19 protein-coding genes are annotated in these 19,495 nt (G+C 69.1%); 9 read left to right on the forward strand and 10 right to left on the reverse strand.

All coding sequences use genetic code 11. The annotated features are described in order from the left end of the window. Positions 1-113 precede the first annotated feature (113 nt). Positions 114-1,355, forward strand: coding sequence for a YrdB family protein (locus tag J2T21_RS16595; RefSeq protein WP_307582831.1), 1,242 nt, complete (start codon positions 114-116; stop codon positions 1,353-1,355). A 67-nt stretch (positions 1,356-1,422) separates the two neighbouring features. Here J2T21_RS16595 and J2T21_RS16600 read toward each other — a convergent pair whose 3' ends face one another. The 6 genes from J2T21_RS16600 to aroA all read right to left on the reverse strand — a co-directional run bounded on the left by J2T21_RS16600 (position 1,423) and on the right by aroA (position 6,434). Continuing rightward, on the reverse strand, positions 1,423-1,863 hold the full coding sequence (locus J2T21_RS16600; RefSeq protein ID WP_307582833.1) for a CrcB family protein: 441 nt from the start codon (positions 1,861-1,863) through the stop codon (positions 1,423-1,425). Continuing rightward, entirely contained in the window at positions 1,860-2,420 is a 561-nt protein-coding gene (locus J2T21_RS16605) for a fluoride efflux transporter FluC (RefSeq protein ID WP_307582836.1), read from the reverse strand. The genes J2T21_RS16600 and J2T21_RS16605 overlap by 4 nt, the downstream gene beginning before the upstream one ends. 22 nt (positions 2,421-2,442) lie before the next feature. Then, positions 2,443-3,084 carry a metal-dependent transcriptional regulator gene (locus tag J2T21_RS16610; protein WP_307582838.1) on the reverse strand — a complete coding sequence of 214 codons (642 nt, stop codon included), beginning with the start codon at positions 3,082-3,084 and terminating at the stop codon, positions 2,443-2,445. Further along, the gene (gene hisN / locus J2T21_RS16615; protein WP_307582839.1) at positions 3,084-3,884 is read right to left on the reverse strand and encodes a histidinol-phosphatase; all 801 of its coding nucleotides are present in this window, start codon (positions 3,882-3,884) and stop codon (positions 3,084-3,086) included. Before hisN ends, J2T21_RS16610 begins: the two co-directional genes overlap by 1 nt. Before the next feature lie 116 nt (positions 3,885-4,000). Then, positions 4,001-5,104, reverse strand: a complete 1,104-nt coding sequence (gene rsgA / locus J2T21_RS16620; protein ID WP_307582840.1) for a ribosome small subunit-dependent GTPase A — start codon at positions 5,102-5,104, stop codon at positions 4,001-4,003. 4 nt (positions 5,105-5,108) lie between these two features. Next, positions 5,109-6,434, reverse strand: coding sequence for a 3-phosphoshikimate 1-carboxyvinyltransferase (gene aroA, locus J2T21_RS16625; protein ID WP_307582841.1), 1,326 nt, complete (start codon positions 6,432-6,434; stop codon positions 5,109-5,111). Positions 6,435-6,801: 367 nt separating this feature from the next. On the opposite strand from aroA, the gene J2T21_RS16630 reads away from it, so the two are divergent. Together J2T21_RS16630 and rsrA are read left to right on the forward strand one after the other, a co-directional pair. Beyond that, on the forward strand, positions 6,802-7,455 hold the full coding sequence (locus J2T21_RS16630) for a sigma-70 family RNA polymerase sigma factor (RefSeq protein WP_307582844.1): 654 nt from the start codon (positions 6,802-6,804) through the stop codon (positions 7,453-7,455). Continuing rightward, positions 7,455-7,721: a mycothiol system anti-sigma-R factor gene (rsrA, locus tag J2T21_RS16635; protein WP_071213122.1), complete on the forward strand. Its 267-nt coding sequence runs from the start codon at positions 7,455-7,457 to the stop codon at positions 7,719-7,721. Before J2T21_RS16630 ends, rsrA begins: the two co-directional genes overlap by 1 nt. A gap of 164 nt (positions 7,722-7,885) precedes the next feature. On the opposite strand, the gene J2T21_RS20890 is transcribed toward rsrA, so the two are convergent. The 3 genes from J2T21_RS20890 to J2T21_RS16645 all read right to left on the reverse strand — a co-directional run bounded on the left by J2T21_RS20890 (position 7,886) and on the right by J2T21_RS16645 (position 12,591). Further along, a complete protein-coding gene (locus J2T21_RS20890; protein WP_370664980.1) occupies positions 7,886-7,960 on the reverse strand; it encodes a 50S ribosomal protein bL37 in 75 nt (24 codons plus the stop codon). Positions 7,961-8,064: 104 nt separating this feature from the next. After that, on the reverse strand, positions 8,065-8,670 hold the full coding sequence (locus tag J2T21_RS16640) for a GDSL-type esterase/lipase family protein (protein ID WP_071213123.1): 606 nt from the start codon (positions 8,668-8,670) through the stop codon (positions 8,065-8,067). A gap of 141 nt (positions 8,671-8,811) precedes the next feature. Further along, positions 8,812-12,591, reverse strand: a complete 3,780-nt coding sequence (locus J2T21_RS16645) for a multifunctional oxoglutarate decarboxylase/oxoglutarate dehydrogenase thiamine pyrophosphate-binding subunit/dihydrolipoyllysine-residue succinyltransferase subunit (protein WP_307582847.1) — start codon at positions 12,589-12,591, stop codon at positions 8,812-8,814. A gap of 482 nt (positions 12,592-13,073) precedes the next feature. Between J2T21_RS16645 and J2T21_RS16650 the strand changes: the two genes are divergently transcribed. The 6 genes from J2T21_RS16650 (at position 13,074) to J2T21_RS16675 (ending at position 18,892) form a co-directional block, all read left to right on the forward strand. After that, positions 13,074-14,453 carry a hemolysin family protein gene (locus tag J2T21_RS16650; protein ID WP_307582848.1) on the forward strand — a complete coding sequence of 460 codons (1,380 nt, stop codon included), beginning with the start codon at positions 13,074-13,076 and terminating at the stop codon, positions 14,451-14,453. Then, a complete protein-coding gene (locus J2T21_RS16655; protein ID WP_307582849.1) occupies positions 14,450-15,517 on the forward strand; it encodes a hemolysin family protein in 1,068 nt (355 codons plus the stop codon). Before J2T21_RS16650 ends, J2T21_RS16655 begins: the two co-directional genes overlap by 4 nt. A gap of 68 nt (positions 15,518-15,585) precedes the next feature. Continuing rightward, the gene (locus J2T21_RS16660; RefSeq protein WP_307582851.1) at positions 15,586-16,545 is read left to right on the forward strand and encodes a metal ABC transporter solute-binding protein, Zn/Mn family; all 960 of its coding nucleotides are present in this window, start codon (positions 15,586-15,588) and stop codon (positions 16,543-16,545) included. Beyond that, on the forward strand, positions 16,535-17,398 hold the full coding sequence (locus J2T21_RS16665; protein WP_307582853.1) for a metal ABC transporter ATP-binding protein: 864 nt from the start codon (positions 16,535-16,537) through the stop codon (positions 17,396-17,398). The genes J2T21_RS16660 and J2T21_RS16665 overlap by 11 nt, the downstream gene beginning before the upstream one ends. A 5-nt stretch (positions 17,399-17,403) precedes the next feature. Further along, on the forward strand, positions 17,404-18,282 hold the full coding sequence (locus tag J2T21_RS16670) for a metal ABC transporter permease (RefSeq protein ID WP_307582854.1): 879 nt from the start codon (positions 17,404-17,406) through the stop codon (positions 18,280-18,282). A gap of 106 nt (positions 18,283-18,388) precedes the next feature. Next, positions 18,389-18,892, forward strand: coding sequence for a cupin domain-containing protein (locus J2T21_RS16675; protein WP_307582856.1), 504 nt, complete (start codon positions 18,389-18,391; stop codon positions 18,890-18,892). Between the two features lie 84 nt (positions 18,893-18,976). On the opposite strand, the gene J2T21_RS16680 is transcribed toward J2T21_RS16675, so the two are convergent. Further along, entirely contained in the window at positions 18,977-19,414 is a 438-nt protein-coding gene (locus tag J2T21_RS16680) for a Fur family transcriptional regulator (protein WP_307582858.1), read from the reverse strand. Between the last annotated feature and the right edge of the window lie 81 nt (positions 19,415-19,495).

A 19,495-nucleotide genomic window follows, 5' to 3' on the forward strand; every position in this document is an offset into this window, starting at 1 on the left:
CCGTGAACAACGCACCCGCGTCGGCGAAATCGACAAACGGAACGCCCCGGTCGCCCGCGGCGGATACGAAGACGAAGCCAAGCCCGGCAACCTTCGGCAAGCCTGCCGGCTTTGTGGCGAAGCCCCCGAAGCCCGGAACCCCCGTTGCCGCCAAGCCCAAGCCGGAAAATGCCGCCCAGGCGACAAAGCCGGGCAACAAGGACCAGGTCCCCGCCCCGCAGGCCACAAGGACGCCGTCTCCGAAGACCGACGCGGCGCCCAAGCCCGGACCGATTGCTCCCGCCCAGGCGGAGAAGGGCAACGAGGCTCCGGCGCCCGCACCGAAGGCAAACGTGCCCTCGGCAAAGAGCGTCCCGGGTCCCAAGCCCCCGGCTCCGAAGCAGGCCCCAAAGGCCGCTGCACCCGGCCCGGTTGCTTCCCCCGCGCAGGGCAAGCCCGGCGCCCCGGCAACCAGCCAGGCCGCGTCCCCGGCAGCTCGTCCCGCAGCAGGCAATAAGCAAGCCGGCACGGCACGGACGGGGGTCTTCGACGGCCCGGTGAAGAATCCGGCAGCCCGCGAGGAACCCGCAAAAAGCCCGTTCCAGGCCACAGCATCGTCCGCGACAGAGGCGGCATCGCGCCCGGCGGCGGCCACACGGCCGGCCAAGGCCTCCGCGCTCAAGCCGGTCCCGGTGGAATCCGGGGCCGCCGCGCCGGAACCGCCAGCCACAGCAGCCTCCGACGCCGCAACCCCTGCAGCCGGCCCGGCCCGGGCACCGGATGCACCCGCGGAGGAACCGGAGGGCGCTTCCGCAACCGTGGCCGCACCCGATGCCGCGGGCCTGCCCCGGAACCGGGAAACCACCCCAACGGACAAGAAGATCCCGCAAACCGAGACCCCGGTTGCCGAGGAACCCGCGGGGGAGCAGCCCACGGCTGTTGCCCGGGACGCGGCAGTGCCCTCCCCGGCGGCTGGAACGCCCCGGGGCGGCGCCTCCCGTGGCATCGTGGTTGCACTGATGGTCGTGTCGTTCATCCTCGAAGTTGCACTGCTCGGTGCGCTTGGAATTTGGGGCCTGGTGGTACTGCCGCTGAGCACCGCGATGTCACTGATCGTCACCGTCGTGCCGTTGCTGGTCTTCTGGGCCGTCTTCATGTCGCCCAAGGCGAGCCTGCGCTTGCCCCAGCCCTACCACGCGATCCTGGCGCACCTGCTGTTTGCCACCGGTGCGGGGTTGCTGGCCGTCGCCGGACAACCGGTCCTGGCGGTGTGCATGGGAGTGCTGACCGCCATCAGCCTGGCGCTGACCGTTGCCGTCCGTGGCCAGAACGTGGCCGGCGGCAAGAAGGCCACCGGGCGCCGCGCCGCGCGCTAGGACGCCGCCGGCCGGTGCCGCATCCGGTGCCCGCCATTCGTGGGAATCGCCGGCCCCGACGTGCTGGCTAGGGCAGTACGGATGCCAGCAGTCCGCCGAGAAGCCCGGCAGCCAGTCCGGCACCAAGGGTCAGCCCGGTGTAGGACGCCGCCATCGCCCGGGCCCCGGAGCGCCACAGGGACACGGCCGCCACGATGAAAGTGCTCATGGTGCTCAGCCCCCCGCCGACGCCCAGCACCAAGGCCAGGAGCAGCAGCCCCGGCCAGGAGTCCAGGTCGCCCGGGTGCCAGGCGATTCCGTGGCCCGCGGCCCATGCCGCGCCCCCGCCGACCAGCAGGCAAGCCAGGGTGTTTGCCAGCAGGATGCCCAGCGGAAAGATCCGGGTGCCCGCGGCGGCGCGTCGGTGCTGCGCGGCCGAGAGCAAGACATCCAGCAGGTAGCGCAGCAACGCCCCGAACGCCCCGGCCAGGGCAATGAGCAGGAAGCCGGCGGGGCCAAGTGCATTCATGTGGTCCCGCCCGCGTCCGGGGTTCCGGGGTGCCGGGTGCCGGCCGCTGGCGCCGGACCCGGCGGTGCTCCGCGGTCCAGCACCCGTTCAACGACGGCCATGGCTGCCCAGGCCGCCGCCACGCACAGCACCAGCGAGATCGCCAGATCCAGCACGGCGGCACCCGGGGCCGCGCCGAGGGCGAAGAGGACCAGGGCGGAGAACGTCGTGAAGGCGCCCAGGAAGCCGGTGCCGACGCCGGCGCGCAGCCAGCCTGGCCCGCGACCGGTCACCTGCCAGTAGCTGGTCAGTGCGCCCAGGGCGGCGGTGCCCGCGACATTGATGGCCAGGGTGGCGGCCGGGAAGCCGGGGCCGTCGGGGAACCACAGGCCCAGGCCGACCCGCAGGCCGGCACCGCACAGGCCTCCGACGGCGACCGCGGCCAGGTTCCGGCCGGTGATCCGCGGTCCGGGCCTTGGCGGGGTTGCCTGGGGCGGGATGGCGTTGGGCGTCGCGTCGCGGCACGGCCTTGCGCTGCCGTGGGCCCCTTGCCCGCCCGGTGTCTTCGGTTCGTCCATTCCCGGCGCCCGGTACCGCTGCCTAGGTGTTGCTGGGCACGGGCAGCACCCACAGCATGGTCGCGTCGATCTCGCTGATCCGCGGATGCGGGAGCTCGATGGTGGCCCCCGGCCAGATGCCCAGCTCCGTGCACAGGCGCAGGAACGCGGGGTCCTCGTCGCTGATCCGGGACACGACGGCGGCGGTGGCCGCGCCGGCCGCCTGGAAGCGGTCAAGGCGGATCGCCGGGGGCATCGCCAGGGAGCCGTCGGGCCCGGGGATCGGGTCCCCGTGCGGGTCGGCGGCCGGGTGGCCCAGGCGTGCTGCCAGGGCCTCGATGAAGCGGGTGGAGACGGTGTGCTCGAGCTGCTCGGCCTCCTCGTGCACCTCGTCCCAGGCGTAGCCCAGCTCGTTGAGCAGGAAGGTTTCGATGAGCCGGTGCCGGCGCACCACGGACAGCGCGGCCAGGCGTCCGGCCTCGGTGAACGTGATGGCACCGTAGGGCGGGTGGACCAGCAGGTCCTTGCCGGCCAGCTTGGAGACCATCGAGGTCGCCGACGCCGGGGCCACGCCCAGCTGCGCGGCGATGTTCCCGGTGGTCACCGGGTCGTTCTCCCACTCGGTCAGCGCGTAGAGCGCCTTGAGGTAGTTTTCCTCGCTCGAGGTCAGCGGTGCCGGAAGCATTAGCGGCCGGCGTTCAGGATTTCCAGTGCGGCGTCGTGGACCAGGGAATTGCTGGCCACGGCGTTGCCGCCGTTGCAGCCATCGACGCCCTCCACCGAGGTGAAGCGGCCCCCGGCCTCACGCACGATCGGCACCAGGGCGGCCATGTCGTAGAGGTTCAGTTCGGGCTCGGCGGCCAGGTCCACGGCGCCCTCGGCGACCATGCAGTAGGACCAGAAGTCCCCGTAGGCGCGGGTTCGCCACAGCGAATCGGTCAGCTCGATGAAGTTCTCGCGCTGCCCGCGTTCCTTCCAACCGGTCAGCGAGGAGTAGGACAGCGAGGCGTCCTCGAGCTTGGCCACCGAGGAGACCTTCAGCTTGTGGGCGCTGGCCATGGAGCGGCCGGTGTAGGCGCCCATGTCCTTTGCGGCCCACCAGCGGCGGTTCAGCGCCGGGGCGGAGACCAGCCCGACGACCGGCTCCCCGTCGTCGATCAGCGCGATCAGCGTGGCCCAGACCGGCACCCCGCGCACGAAGTTCTTGGTTCCGTCGATCGGGTCGATGACCCAGTGCCGGTTGGACTTGCCGGTGGTGCCGAATTCCTCGCCGGTGATCGCATCGCGGGGCCGGGCGCGGGAGATGTGCGAGCGGATGGCTTCCTCGGCCGCCTTGTCCGCGTCCGAGACCGGGGTCAAGTCCGGCTTGGTCTCCACGACCAGGTCGACGGCGTTGAAGCGCGAGAGGGTCAGGGCATCGACCGAGTCGGCGATGACGTGGGCCAGGCGCAGGTCATCGTTATAGGTCATCACGTCGGTGTTCATAGGCTTAAACCTATCCCACCGAGCCCCGCCCGCCTCGCAGGATGCCACCGGGGGCGGCCGCACCTGCGGCGAACGGCCGGTGCCCGGGCCCGGAGGGACGCCCGGGCACCGCATGCTCAGGGCGCCCCGAGCTCCTTGGCCTCGGCGGTCTCGTCCTGGCCCAGCAGCCGGCGGTAGGACTCCAGCCGGGCAATGCCCACCGGACCGGCCTCCCCGGAGGCCACCCACGCATCCAGCGCGCACCTGGGCTCGGTGGCCTTGTGCGTGCAGCCGCGGGCGCACCGGTTGGCGACCGGAACCAGGTCGTCGAAGGCGTTGAGGATGTTCTCCGGGTCCACCAGCGCCAGCCCGAAAGAGCGGATGCCTGGGGTGTCGATGATCCACGAGCCGGCCGGGGCGTCGTCGATGCGCAGCGCCAGGGCCGAGGAGGAGGTGTGGCGCCCGCGCCCGGTGACGGCGTTGACGTTGCCGGTGGCCCGCTGGGCGCCGGTGAGCGCGTTGACCAGCGTGGACTTGCCCACGCCCGAGTGCCCGATGACCACCGAGACCTTCGAGGCGAGCATCTCGCGCAGTTCCTCCACCGGGGTGCCGGCCAGCCGGGCCGAGAGCCCGTCGGCGCTTCTGGCGTCGATGCCGGTGGCCGACTCGTCGGTGGTGCGCGAGACCACGATGTCGATGTCCAGGTGCCGGTAGTTCTCCAGGAACGGTTCCGGGTCCCGCACGTCGGCCTTGGTGATGCACAGCAGCGGGGCGATGCCCGCGTCGAAGGCCGCGACGATGGCACGGTCGATGAATCCGGTCCGCGGCTCCGGGTTGGCCGCGGCCACCACGATCACCAGCTGGTCGACGTTGGCCACCACGACGCGCTCGACCGGGTCGGTGTCGTCCGCGCTGCGGCGCAGCAAGGTGGAACGGTCTTGGATGCGCACCAGCCTGGCCAGGGTGTCCGGCTCCCCGGAGGTGTCGCCGACCAGGGCCACGAAGTCCCCGGGGACCACCGGGTTGCGGCGCAGCTCGCGGGCGCGGGCGGCGATCACGATCCGTTCCTCGGGGGTGTCCTCGTCGAGGATGGCGCGGTAGCGGCCGCGGTCCACCGTGATGATCCGCCCGATTCTAGCGTCCTCGTAGGCGGGGCGGTCCTTGGTGCGGGGTCGTGTGCCTTTTTTGTTGGGGCGGATGCGGACATCCGATTCGTCCCAGTCCCGTGTGCTGCGTGTCATGTGCTTAGTGTGCGGCCTTTCCGCTGGCGGCCAGCGTGGTCCAAAGTTCGGGGAAGTCGGGCATGGTCTTGGCGGTGGTCCCGATGTCCAGGACCTTCACCCCGGGCACGGCCAGGCCGATGACGGCCCCGGCGGTTGCCATGCGGTGGTCGGCGTAGGTCGCGAACGCCCCGCCGTGCAGCGGGGCCGGTTCGATCAGCAGCCCGTCGTCCAGCTCGGTGGCGTGGCCGCCGAGGTTGTTGATCTCGGTCACGAGCGCGGCGAGCCGGTCTGTCTCGTGCCCGCGCAGGTGCCCGATGCCGGTGAGCCGGGACTCGCCCGAGGCCAGGGCGCAGATGGCCGCCAGCGTCGGGGCGAGCTCGGAGGCGTCCGCGTAGTCGATGCCGGAGATCTCCGCCGGGCCGGTGAGCTCCAGGGTGCCGTCCGCGTGGTGCGTGACGCTCGCGCCCATGCGGGTGAGGATGGTGCGCCACTGGTCGCCGACCTGGGTGGTGGAGGCGGGCCAGTGCGGGACGCGGACCGTTCCGCCGGTGACCATGGCGGCGGCCAGGAAGGGGCCGGCGTTGGACAAATCCGGTTCCATCGTGCGCTCGAAGGCGCTGATGTTTCCGGGCTCGACCTTCCAGCTGCGCTCGTCGGGGCGGGTGATCACCACGCCGAGCTCGCGCAGCGTCGCCACGGTCATCTCGATGTGGTCGGGGCTGGCGATGCGGCCCTCGGCGGCGGTGATTTCCAGGCCGTGCTCGGTGCGCGCGGCCACCAGCAGCAGGGCGGAAATGAACTGCGAGGAACCCGAGGCATCGACAGTGATCCGGCCCCCGGCCAGGGACCCGGTGCCGGTGACGGTGGCCGGCAGCAGGCCGGGTTCGCCGTGTTCGGCCAGCGGGACGCCGAGGTCGGACAGCGCGTTGAGCACCGGGGCCATGGGCCGCAGCCGGGCGTGCGGGTCACCGTCGAAGGTGAAGGAACCGCGGGCCAGCGCGGCCAGCGGGGGAACGAAGCGCATAACGGTCCCGGCCAGCCCGCAGTCGATGTCGACGTGTCCCAGGTCGGCACCCAGATCCATGGGGGTGATGCGCAGCTCCAGGGTTCCGTCCGCCACCTGGCGGGTTTCGATGCCGGTGCCCAGGGCGCGCAGGGCGCCGATCATCAGGTCCGAGTCGCGGGAGGCCAGCGCGTTGGAGATGCGCGAGGGGCCCTCGGCCAGGGCGGCAAGCAGAAGATACCGGTTGGTCAACGACTTGGACGCCGGAACGACGACGGTTCCGTCAACGGGGAGTTCGGGGTGCGGGGCGTCCCACGCGGTGTCCAGGGTGTCTTGGGTGCTCAACGGCTGCCTCCGGGTCTCGGGTGCGCCGCGGGAGATTGGCCCGCGGCGGGGGTGGGGGGTCGGGAATGTGGGTCATGGGCGGTGGCGGCGCCGTTGCCGCTGGGGGCCGGGCCCGTGGGCCGGCGATCGGTGTGCCCTCGTGGCCCCAATTCTAGCCGCAGGCGGGGCCCGGGCGTGGAATAGAGTCGCGGGCTTGCGTGTTACCCCTGTATGGCGTGAACCGCGCAACGGGCAAGAACCGCTGGCGGGGCCGGTTGCGCCGGCACCGTACAGGAATTCCTAGGCAAGAGGCGGAGGACATATGGGAGTACTGCAGCTCGAAGCCCCGGCCCCGAGTGCATCGCGGCTACGCGTAGACTTGGCCGTGATGACCGAGAATATACAGGGCACCGACACTGTACCGGTAGCCGATGAGACCGAATCACAACGCCGCGAGCGCTTCGAGCGCGACGCACTGCAATATGTCGACCAGCTCTATTCCGCGGCCATGCGCATGGCGCGCAACCCCGCGGATGCCGAGGACCTGGTCCAGGAGGCCTACACCAAGGCGTATTCGGCCTTCCACCAGTACAAGCCCGGGACCAACCTGAAGGCCTGGCTGTACCGGATCCTGACCAACACCTACATCAACCTCTACCGCAAGCGCCAGCGCGAGCCGCTGCGCACCGGGACGGACACCGTCGAGGATTGGCAGATGGCCAAGGCCGCCGAGCACACGCCCGCGGGGCTGCGTTCGGCCGAGGTCGAGGCCCTGGACCACCTTCCGGACTCGGACGTGAAAAACGCGCTGCAGTCCATAGCCGAGGAATTCCGGTTGGCGGTGTACTTCGTGGACGTCGAGGGTTTCCCCTACAAGGATGCCGCGGAGATCCTCGGTGTGCCGATCGGCACGGTGATGTCGCGGTTGCACCGGGGACGAAAACAATTGCGAGAATTGCTCGCCGACTATGCGCATGAGCGCGGGATCGGTGCGGCAAAAAGGACCCAAGGGGCACCCACGCCCGGAGCGGAGAAGAAATAATGGGGGACTGCCAGTCATTGGGAGACTGCGACGACAAGCGCATCGTGCGTCTGTACGAGTACCTTGACGGAGCGTTGTCGCTGCAGGACCTCTCGGAGGTCAAGGCCCACCTGGAGCACTGTGCCGAATGCACCGAGGAATATGACCTGGAGTGCATCATCCGCTCGGTCGTGCGACGCAGCTGCCAGGAGATCGCGCCGGACACGTTGAAGTCGAAGATCATCACGCGGATTTCCGAGATCCGGGTCGAATCGGGCCACGCCTAGAAACATCGGGGCCACGCAGGAAAGCCCGCCACCAGGCACGGGGCACGCAAGAGGGCCGGAGTCCGTTTCATCGTCAGCTGACGATCAACGGGCTCCGGCCCTCTGGTCTTTCCGGGTGCGGCGTTCCTGCGGTCTGTGCCCGCGGCAACGCCGCCGCGTCCGGACTAGGTGTTGGGGCGCTTGCCGTGGTTGGCTCCGCCGCGCTTGCGATCCTTACGCTTACGTGCACGTTTGCTCATGTGAGGACTCCTTTGCAATTCCTGGTCCCAAGTTGGACTTTCCCCAGTCTGTCATAGACACCCGGCCGGACCCAAGAATACAAGTACGCCGCGAGAAAAATGTGTCAGCCGGCCCCTGGCTCGGGCAACCCCAGCCAGGAGTACCAGCCGCGGTGCAGCACCAGCCAGGCCATCAGCCCGTATCCGGCCTGCCCGGGCAGCCCGCCGTTCACCGACAGGTCGTTGCGCCACTGTGCGTGGTTCTGCAGCGGCGTGAAGGTGTCCACGTAGTGGTGCTTGCGGCGCGTGGCCACATCCGCGTAGACGTGGGAGAGCTCGGCCAGTCGCGCGTTGCGTTCCGGGTCAAGCCCGGGGGCCGGGCCCACGACCAGGGCCTTGATGCTCATCTGCGAGGCGGAGTCCAGGATGTTGGCCAGGTTCAGCCGGGAACGGGCGGTGGACAGGCCCAGGTCCAGGTCGCGGTCCGAGAGCGCGATGACCAGGCGGTTGTCGACGTTCTCGCCGAAGCGGCGGGAAGCCTCGTCGAACCAGCGGGTGCTCAGGGCCTCGGTGCCTTCCCCGGGTGCGGCCAGCGTGTAGCTCTCGATGCGGACCTCGGTGTTGGAGGTGCGTGCCAGCACCCGTCCATACCAGCCCAGTGCCCGCGGATCCCCGTGACCGGCCAGGAGCTCGTCGCCGATGGCGGTAAGTCGAATAGTGCGGTATTCCACGAAAGACCTTTCTCAGGGCGCGTACGCACCAACATTAGCAGTCGGTTAAGCGACCTCGGGGCGGGACACCGTCGATGTCCCGCCCCGAGGGCAATTTCCGCGGTCACATCACCCTTTGGGTGCGGACCGCCCGGCGCCGCCCTAGCGGGTGAACGCCTCGGTGATCAGGCGAGCCTGCTGGACCTCGTGGCGCTTGTGCGTGCCGGTGGAGGTCGCCGCCGAGGCCTTGCGCGAGACCAGGCGCACGGCCTTGCCCAGCTCGGCCGGCAGGTTCAGGCCGACGAACGGCCACGGACCCTGGTTGGCGGGCTCGTCCTGTGCCCAGACGGCCTCGGCGTTCGGGTACTTGGCCATCTCGGCCGCAATCGCCTCGGCGGGCAGCGGGTAGAGCTGCTCGACGCGCACGATTGCGGTCTTGGTGTCGTTGGCCTTGGTGCGGGCCGCATCCAGGTCGTAGTACAGGCGCCCGGAAACCAGCAGCACGCGGTCCACGTCGGCCGGGTTCAGGTTCGCGGTGTCCGGAATCACTTCCTGGAAGGTGCCGGTGGTGAAGTCCTCCACCGCGGAGGCGGCGGCCTTCAGGCGCAGCAGCTGCTTCGGGGTGAAGATGACCAACGGCTTGCGCGGACGGGCGTAGGCCTGGCGGCGCAACAGGTGGAAGTGGTTGGCACCGGTGGACGGCTGGGCCACGACCATGTTGTTTTCCGCGCACATCTGCAGGAAACGCTCGATGCGGGCCGAGGAGTGGTCCGGGCCCTGTCCCTCGTAGCCGTGCGGAAGCATCATGACCAGGGAAGAGCGCTGGCCCCACTTCTGCTCGGCGGAGGAGATGAACTCGTCGATGACGGTCTGGGCGCCGTTGACGAAGTCGCCGAACTGCGCCTCCCAGAGCACCAGGGCGTCCGGGCGCTCGACCGAGTAGCCGTATTCGAAGCCAAGGGCCGCGTATTCGCTCAACAGCGAGTCGTAGATCCACAGCTTCGCCTGGTCTTCGGCCAGGTTCAGCAGCGGGTACCACTCGTCCCCGTTGAGGCGGTCGTGGAAGACCGCGTGGCGCTGCACGAAGGTGCCGCGTCGCGAGTCCTGGCCCGCCAGGCGGACCGGCACGCCTTCCATGGACAGGGTGCCGAAGGCGGCGATTTCCGCCATGCCCCAGTCGATCCCGCCCTCGCGGCTCATCTTCTCGCGGCGCTCCAGGAGCACCTTGAGCTTCGGGTGGACGGTGAAGTCCTCCGGGATGGCCAGGTGCGCGGCGCCGATGTGCGCCAGGGTCTCGGCGGTGATGGCCGTGTCCTTGGCGTCGATCGAGGCTGCCTCGTCCTCGCGCTGGGCCGTGGGCAGCTCCAGGTCGTGGATGGCCGAGGTGCCCGGGGTGATGACCGGGATCGGGGAGGTCTGCGCCGCGTGGGTCTCGGCGAAGACGCGCTCCAGGCGCTGCTGGTAGTCGCGCAGTGCCTGGTCGGCCTCGTCCTGCGTGATGTCGCCGCGGCCGACGAGGGCCTCGGTGTACAGCTTGCGGGTCGAGCGCTTGGCCTCGATGAGGTTGTACATCATCGGCTGGGTCATCGACGGGTCGTCGCCCTCGTTGTGGCCACGGCGGCGGTAGCACACCATGTCGATGACGACGTCCTTGTTGAAGCGCTGGCGGTAGGCGAAGGCCAACTGCGCCACGTGGACCACGGACTCCGGCTCGTCGCCGTTGACGTGGAACACCGGTGCCTGGACCTGCTTGGCCACGTCGGTGGCGTACACGCTGGAACGCGAGTCGGTCGGTGCGGTGGTGAAACCGACCTGGTTGTTCACGATCACGTGGATCGTGCCGCCGGTCTTGTAGCCCTCGAGCTGGGAGAGCGTGAGGGTCTCGCCGACCACGCCCTGGCCCGCGAAGGCCGCGTCGCCGTGCACCAGGATCGGCAGGACGTTGAAGTCCTTGGATCCGGCGCGGTCCTGCTTGGCACGCACGATGCCCTCGAGCACCGGGTTCACGGCTTCGAGGTGCGAGGGGTTGGCGGCCAGGTAGACCTTGGTCTGGTTGCCCTGGTCCGAGGTGAAGGAACCCTCGGTGCCCAGGTGGTACTTCACGTCGCCCGAGCCCTGGACCGAGCCGGGGGTCGCGGTGCCCTCGAATTCGCGGAAGACCTGTGCGTAGGTCTTGCCGGCGATGTTGGTCAGCACGTTGAGGCGGCCGCGGTGCGCCATGCCGATGGCGACCTCGTCCATGCCGGCGTCCGCGGCGTCGGACAGGATCCCGTCGAGCAGCGGAATCAGGGATTCGCCGCCTTCCAGGGAGAAGCGCTTCTGGCCGACGAACTTGGTCTGCAGGAAGGTCTCGAAGGCCTCAGCGGAGTTCAGCTTGGCCAGGATGCGCAGCTGCTCTTCGCGGGTCGGCTTGGTGTACGGGTGCTCCAGCTCGTCCTGGAACCACTTGCGTTCCACCGGATCCTGGATGTGCATGTACTCGATGCCGATGGTGCGGCAGTAGGCGTCGCGCAGCACCCCGAGGATGTCGCGCAGCAGCAAACGGTCGGCCCCGCCGAAGCCGCCGGTGACCCATTCGCGGTCCAGGTCCCACAGCGTCAGGCCGTAGGTCTGGATGTCCAGGTCCGGGTGGCGGCGCTGGACGTATTCCAGCGGGTTGGTGTCGGCCATCAGGTGGCCGCGCACGCGGTAGGAGTGGATCAGCTGCTGGATGCGCGCGATCTTGTTGACCTGAAGCTCGACGTCGACCTGGTTGTCGACCGCCCAGCGGACCGGCTCGTAGGGGATGCGCAGCGCTTCGAAGATCTCGTCGTAGAAGCCCTGCTCGCCCAGCAGCAGAGACTCGACGAGCTTGAGGAACTCGCCGGAGCCGGCGCCCTGGATGACGCGGTGGTCGTACGTGGAGGTCAGCGTGATGACCTTGCCCACGCCCTGCAAGGCAACGGTGGACTCGGCGGCGCCGCGGAAGGCGGCCGGGTACTCGAGGGCGCCGACGCCCACGATGGTGGCCTGGCCCTTGGACAGGCGCGGGACCGAGTGCACGGTGCCGATGCCGCCGGGGTTGGTCAGCGAGACGGTGGTGCCGGCGTAGTCGTCGGCGGTGAGCTTGTTGGCGCGTGCGCGCTTGATCAGGCCCTCGTAGGTGTCCCAGAATTCGGAGAAGGACAGGGTTTCGGCGGCCTTGATGTTGGGAACCGCGAGCATGCGCGAGCCATCGGGCTTGGGCATGTCGATGGCGATGCCGAAGTTCACGTGGGCCGGCTGGATCGCCATCGGCTTGCCGTCGATCTCGGCGTAGGTGACGTTCTGCGAGGGGAAGAGCTTCAGGGCACGGATCACGGCGAAGCCGATGATGTGCGTGAAGGAGATCTTGCCGCCACGGGCGCGCTTGAGGTGGTTGTTGATGACCACGCGGTTGTCGATCAGGGCCTTGGCCGGGACCGCACGCACCGTGGTGGCCGTCGGAACGGTCAGCGACTGCTCCATGTTGGTGGCGATGGCCTTGGCCGGGCCGCGCAGCTGGGTGCGCTTTTCCTCGCCCGATGCCGAGGTGCCGGTGCCCTTGGGCAGCTGCGCCGGGATCGGCTGGGACTTGGTGGCCGGGGCCGGGTCGGCCGGGACGCGCGGTGCGGCTGCAGCGGCGGAACCTGCGGTGGAGGATTCCGCGGAGGCGCTGGGCATGGTGCCGGTGACGTCAACGACGCGGGCCTGAGTTGCGGCGCGCGGTGCGGCCGGAGGGGCAGCCGGTGCCGGGGTCGCAGCGACCGGAACCTCCGCTGCCGGGGGTGCGGCGGCCTGATCCGAATTGAGGGACGCGAAGATGTCCCACCATTTCTTGTCTACCGAGTTCTTGTCCTTGAGGAACTGTTGGTACAGCTCATCGACTAGCCATTCGTTCCCGCCGAACTCTTCGGTGAGTCGGTGGTGCGATTGATCTGGCACGGTATTACGCCTCTTCTCCCTGTATTTCCGTTTGTCCAAGCGCCTTCGAGCGGAAACCCGTCACGAGGGCATAGTTCTAGACCTGCTAAGTAGTCTAGTGACTAATCCGCGCCGGATGGGAACCAATGAGCCGGTTATCACATGCGTGGCGCGCCGAACGGCGATTCAAGCGACCGGGCTCACACCCGGGGCCCGCGGTGCACGATTCGGGGCAGCGGGGGGACGGCGCGAGCGGGTGCCGGACCCGGGGAACGGCGCATGTGCTCAAGTCGCGGTTCAGATACACTGGCATTGTTATGGACAGCCACTCTCTGTGCCGGCCAGTCGTGAAATCACGCGGTGCCGGCCATACATGTCATTGCTCGCCCAGTTCGGTCTCCCCATCGGAGCCTTCTTGTTGCCGGCGCACACACCCTAGGTTTCCGGGCCGCGGCGTTTCCGCCCCCCGAATCCGCCCCGCCGGCGGGGCGGTGAAACACTAGATGGAATGGTTGCTGCTGGCCCTTGGCCTGCTGCTGATCCTGGGCACCGGCTTCTTCGTCGCCGTCGAATTCTCCCTCGTCGCCCTCGACCAGGCCAACGTGCAGGAAGCAGTGGATGCGGGGGACACCAAGGCCATTGCCTTGCTGCACTGCCTCAAGTCGCTCTCCACGCAACTTTCCTCCTGCCAGCTGGGCATCACCCTGACGACGCTGCTGACCGGCTACGTCATCGAACCATCGGTGGGCAAGCTGCTCCAGGGCCCGCTGCTGGCCCTCGGGCTCGGGGACTCCGCAGTGCCGGTGTCCCTGGTCGTGGCGATGCTGCTGGCCACGCTGCTGTCGATGGTCATCGGCGAACTGGTCCCGAAGAACCTGGCCATCGCCAAGGCCTTCGACATCGGCCGCGCGCTCGCCCGGCCGCAATTGATCTTCACCGCCGTCTTCAAGCCGGCCATCGTGCTGCTCAACGGCTTCTCCAACAAGGTCCTCCACCTGTTCGGGCTCGAGGTCAAGGAGGAGATCTCCGGGGCGCGTTCCCCGGCCGAGCTGGTCTCGCTGGTGCGCCGCAGCGCGGAACTGGGCACCCTGGACAAGGATGCGGCGCTCTTCGTCGACCGCACCGTGCGCTTCTCCGAACGCTCGGCCGCCGACGTGATGACCCCGCGCACCCGGATGCAGACCATCGACCACACCGCCCACGTCCAGGAGGTCATCGAGCTGGCCAAGCAGACCGGGTACTCCCGCTTCCCCGTCACCGACGGCTCCTCGGACGAGATCAAGGGCGTGTGCCACGTCAAGACCATCATTGCCATCCCGCGCGACAAGCGGGCCGGCAAGGAGGTCGGCGAAAACAAGACCCCGGTGATCTTCGTCCCGGAAACCGTGCACCTGGACACGCTGCTGGTGCAGCTGCGCGGCGCAAACCTGCAAATGGCGATCGTGCTTGACGAATATGGCGGAACCGCCGGAATGGTCACCTTGGAAGACCTGATTGAGGAAATCGTCGGCGAAGTCGCCGACGAGCACGACTCCGCGGGGCCCGAGGTGCGCCAACTGCCCGACGGCTCCTGGATGATCCCGGGCATGTTCCGCCCGGACCAGCTCAACGAGCTCATCGGCGAGGTCGAGATCCCCGACGACGCCGCCTACGAAACCGTGGGCGGGTTCGTGATGGCCGAACTGGGCCGGATCCCGTTCCTCGGCGACGAGGTCGACACCGAGGGCGGCGCCTTCACCGTCACCGCGCTGGACAAGCGCCGCGTCGCGGAACTGCACTTCGTGCCGCGTCCGCCGCAGCCTTCCAGGGATTCCAGGTCGGCCAGCGCCTCGAGCGCCGCCTCGGCCCCCAGCCCCGACGAAGCAGTGGGGGGACGGGCATGAGCGATATTTCCGGCCTGCTCTGGCTGATAGTCCTGTTGCTGGGCAACGCGTTCTTCGTCGCGGCGGAATTCGCCGTGATGTCGGCCCGCCGCTCCCAGATCGAACCGCTGGCCGACGCCGGGGACAAGCGTGCCATCCGTGCGCTGAAGGCCATGGAGCAGGTCTCCATCATGCTCGCGGTGTGCCAGCTGGGCATCACCGTGTGCTCGCTGCTGATCCTGAACGTCGCCGAACCTGCCATCCACCACCTCTTCGTGGTGCCGCTGCAGTTCCTGGGCCTGACCGAGGCGCTGGCCGGGACCATCGCCTTCCTGCTGGCCCTGTTCATCGTCACCTTCCTGCACGTGACCTTCGGCGAGATGGTGCCGAAGAACATCTCGGTGTCGATGGCCGACAAGGCGGTGCTGCTGCTGGCCGGGCCGCTGTTGTGGCTCTCGGTTGGCGTGCACCCGATCGTGGTCTCGCTGAACTGGATCGCCAACCGCTTCCTGCACCTGATGGGCATCGAGCCCAAGAACGAGGTGAACTCCGCGTTCACCGCCGCCGAGGTGGCCTCGATCATCGCCTCCTCGGCGCGCTACGGCACGCTGGAGGCCGACGACGCGATCATGCTGCGCAAGGCGCTGGAGTTCTCCGACCTCACCGCCGCCGGCACCATGGTCGGCCGCGACCAGGTCGTCGCCCTGGAGCAGGGGACCACGGTGCAGGAGTTCGAGCGCACCGTGGGCCGGACCGGCTTCTCGCGCATCGTCATCGCGCGGGACGGGGAATTCGTGGGCTACTGGCACATGAAGGACGTCATGGCGCTGCCCGACGAGCGGTACCGCGAACCGGTCACCGACATCGAGCTGCGCCCCATGGGCGTGGTGGCCGGCGACGCGGAGATCGAGGATGCGATGGAGCAGATGCGCGCCGACGGCAAGCACCTGGCCCGTGTCGTCGACGGAACCGGCGCCACCCTGGGGATCCTGTTCCTCGAGGACGTGCTGGAGCAACTGGTCGGGGAAATCGACGACCAGAACCAGAAGCGCGGCATCCGCCGGGAAAACCGCAGCGCCCAATAATGCGAATGACTCGCAATTGAGATAGTCTGGGTCTGCTGGTTTTCCCCGAAAGGTCCCGTACCCACCGCATGAACACACCACTTCGCGCCCTCGCCGCCGCCGCCTGCCTCCTGCTGCTTTCCGCCTGCGCCACCGCGCCGGGGGGCCAAGGCGCGCAACCCGGCGGCGAGGCGGTGCTTGAGGTGGTGGCATCCACCTCGGTGTATGCCGACGTGGCCCGCGCGGTCGGCGGGTCCGACGTGCACGTGGGCGCCCTGGTGGACAAGACCTCCCAGGACCCGCACTCCTACGAGGCCACCGCCCGCGACAAGCTCGCGGTGTCCAAGGCCGATGTCGTCATCGCCAACGGCGGGGGATATGACCCGTTCATGGACGCGCTGGCCCAGGGCCTTTCGCTTCCCGACGGCGCGATGATCCACGCGGTGGACTTCCAGGCTGGGCACGGCGAGGCCGCCGGCGCAGCCGCGCCCACCGCGCAGGACCATGCCGGGCACGACCACGCGCAGGGCAACGAGCATGTCTGGTTCGACGTGCACACCGTCGGCGCGCTGGCCCGCGGCCTGGCCGCCGAGTACTCCAAGCTCCTGCCCGGCAAGTCGGCCCGGTTCACCGCCGCGGCCGACGCCTTCGACAAGCGCATCGATGCGCTGGCCGGGCGCATCGACACGTTGCGGGCCACCGCCCAGGGCAAGAAGTTCGCGATGACCGAACCGCTGGGCTTCTACCTGCTCACCGAAGCCGGGATGGTCGACGGAACCCCCGCCGGGGTCAGTGCCGCGATGGAAGCCGGCGAGGACGTGCCCCCGCTGCTGCTCAGGCAGCTGGCCCAGGGGCTCGAATCGCACGAGTTCGCGGTGCTGGCCCTGAACACCCAGACCTCCGGGCCGCAGACCGAGAAGGTGGCCGCGCTGGCGACGGCCGCCGGGGTCCCGGTGCTGGATCTGACCGAAACCCTGCCCGACGGGCTCAACTACATCACCTGGATGGAATCGAACGTGCAGCAACTCGAGGTGGCCCTTGGCCGCTAGCCCCAGCCCCGCGCCGGGCGCCCCGGCCAAACCCGCACCCGAACCGGTGGTGCGCCTGCGCGGCGCCTCACTGCGCTTCGGAAACCGCCTGCTCTGGGACGGGCTGGACCTGGACATCGCCCCGGGCGAGTTCCTGGCCGTGCTGGGCCCCAACGGGTCGGGCAAGACCACCATGCTGCGCACCCTGATGGGCCTGCAGGAACTGTCCTCCGGCACCGTCGAGGTCGCCGGGCGGCCCGCGACCCGCGGGTCGCGGCAGGTCGGCACCATCCCGCAGCAGCGATCCTTCGACGACAACACCCCGCTGCGCGCCCGCGACCTGGTCGCCCTGGGCATCGACGGGCACAAGTGGGGCATCCGGCTGGGCCGGGCGAAGATGCGCAAGCGCGTGGACGAGCTGCTGGAACTGGTCGGCGCCACGTCCTACGCCGAGCGCCCGGTCGGGGTCCTGTCCGGGGGCGAGCAGCAGCGCCTGCGCGCCGCCCAGGCGCTGGCCGACGACCCGCGGCTGCTGCTCTGCGACGAGCCGCTGCTCTCGCTGGACTTGCACCACCAGCAGGCCATCTCCTCACTGATCCACCGGCAGGCCTGCGACCACGGCGCCGCGGTGGTCTTCGTGACCCACGAGATCAACCCGATCCTGCAATACGTGGACCGGGTGCTGTACCTGGCCGGAGGGCGCTTCCACGTGGGAACCCCCGAGGAGGTCATGAGAAGCGAGGTGCTCTCCGAGCTCTACGGCAGCCCCATCGAGGTCTTCGAGTCCAACGGCCGCATCGTGGTCGTCGGCATGCCCGAGACCGTCACCCACGCCGACCCGCAGCATCGCGCGCACCCGCTTCAAGGAGCCTAGGAACCATGGACCTATCCGAGATCTGGAGCACCGTCTTCAGCTTCGAAGACTACGCCGAGATCCTGCCGCTGGTCTCCAACTCGCTGATCGCCGGGGCCCTGCTGGGCCTGGTGGGCGGGATGATCGGCATCTTCGTGATGCTGCGCGACATGGCCTTCGCGGTGCACGGCATCGCCGAGCTTTCCTTTGCCGGGGCCGCGTTCGCGCTGCTCATCGGCGCCAACGTGGTCGTCGGATCCCTAATCGGATCGGTGCTGGCCTCGCTGGTGCTGGGCCTGATGGGCGCCGCGGCCAAGGACCGCAACTCCATCATCGGGGTGCTGATGCCCTTCGGGCTGGGCCTGGGGATCCTGTTCCTGGCGCTCTACCAGGGCCGCAGCGCCAACAAGTTCGGGCTGCTCACCGGGCAGATCGTCGCCGTCGACACCGTCCAGCTGGGCGTGCTGGCGGTGTGCTCCCTCATCGTGATGGTGGCGTTGGTGGCCATGTGGCGCCCGCTGACCTTCATTTCCGTGGACCCTGCCGTGGCGGCGGCCCGCGGCGTCCCCGCCGGCCGGCTCTCGGTCGCATTCATGGTGGTCCTCGGCCTGGCCGTGGCGCTGTCGATCCAGGTGGTCGGCGCGCTGCTGGTCCTGGCCCTGCTGATCACCCCGGCCGCGGCGGCCATCCGGGTGACCTCCAACCCAGTGCTCACCGTCAGCCTCTCGGTGGCCTTCGCCATGACGTCGGTGGTGGGCGGCATCCTGCTGGCGTTGGCCGGGTCGCTGCCGATCAGCCCCTACGTCACCACGATCTCGTTCCTCATCTACGTGGTGTGCCGGCTCATCGCCTGGCGCCGGGAGAAGGTGCGGCACACCGAGAAGATGGCGGCCATGGCCGCCTGAGGCCCGGGGAGGGAAGAGGTGTTGACTCCGCGGCTGCGGCACCCCAGTCTTGTCGTGGGATTCGGGCCCCGAATCCGGTGCCACATCAGTGAACGAGGCGAGTCCCGTGGACACGAACAAGGAACTGCAAGCCATCATCCGCCAACCCGGGGAGGGGGAACGCCGTTGGTTCTCCGGCGGCGGGGTTCACATCTGGAAGGCCACCGAGGCGCAGACCGCGGGCGCCTTCCTGCTCTTTGAGGACCGGCTTCAGAAGGGCAAGGACACGCCCCTGCACACGCATCCGGAGTCGGATGAAACGATGATCGTGCTCAGCGGCGAGATCGTGATGCACCTGGACGGCCGGGAAACGAGGATCGGTGCCGGCGGCCTGGTGATGGCGCCGCGGGGGATGCCGCATGCGTTCAAGGTGACCCGGGACGGAACGCGGGTGCTGTGCCTGCACACCCCCGGAGTCTGCCAGGCGTTCTACCTGGAGGCCAGCGTGCCGCTTCAAGACGGCGATCCGGGCACCGGCGAGGTCGATTTCGGCAGGGTCATGGAATCCGCACGGCGCAACGGGGGCATCGAGATCCTCGGTCCCTCGCCGTTTGCCGCCCCGGAGACCTGAGCGGGATCCGGGTCTCCCGGCTTGCGGGAACCGGCACGACAACGGGGGACGTCCCCGGCGGCGCCGGGGCGGCGGGTTGCGGAGCTAGCTGGTCCCGGCAGCCTGGCTTGCCGAGCAGGCCGGGCACAGCCCGTAGATCTCCACGGTGTGGGTGGGTTCGGTGAAGCCGTTCTCCTCGGCCACCCGGGCCGCCCACTTCTCCACCGCGGGCGCCTCGACCTCGACGGCCTTGCCGCAGGTCCGGCACACCAGGTGGTGGTGGTGGTGCTCGATGACGCACTGGCGGTACATCGCCTCGCCCTCGTTGTTGCGCAGCACGTCGACCAACCCGTCCTCCGCCATGGAAAGCAGCAGCCGGTAGACGGTGGCCAGGGAGACCTTGTCGCCCTCGTCGAGCAGCCAGCGGTGCAGTTCCTGTGCCGTCACGAAGTCATCGACCTGGCCCAGGGCGGCATTCACTGCCAGGCGCTGCTTGGTCACCCGCTGTTCGGTTCCTCGCCGCGTGGTCGCAGGATTCGTCATGTGTTGGAGCACTCCTTGAAAGATGGGCACTGCGTCCGCACGCTGCGCGCCTCGGGCCGGCTGACCGGCTGAAGAACAGCG

It is taken from the genome of Paeniglutamicibacter psychrophenolicus, from assembly GCF_030812255.1.
In the GTDB taxonomy this organism is placed as follows: Bacteria; Actinomycetota; Actinomycetes; order Actinomycetales; family Micrococcaceae; genus Paeniglutamicibacter; species Paeniglutamicibacter psychrophenolicus_A.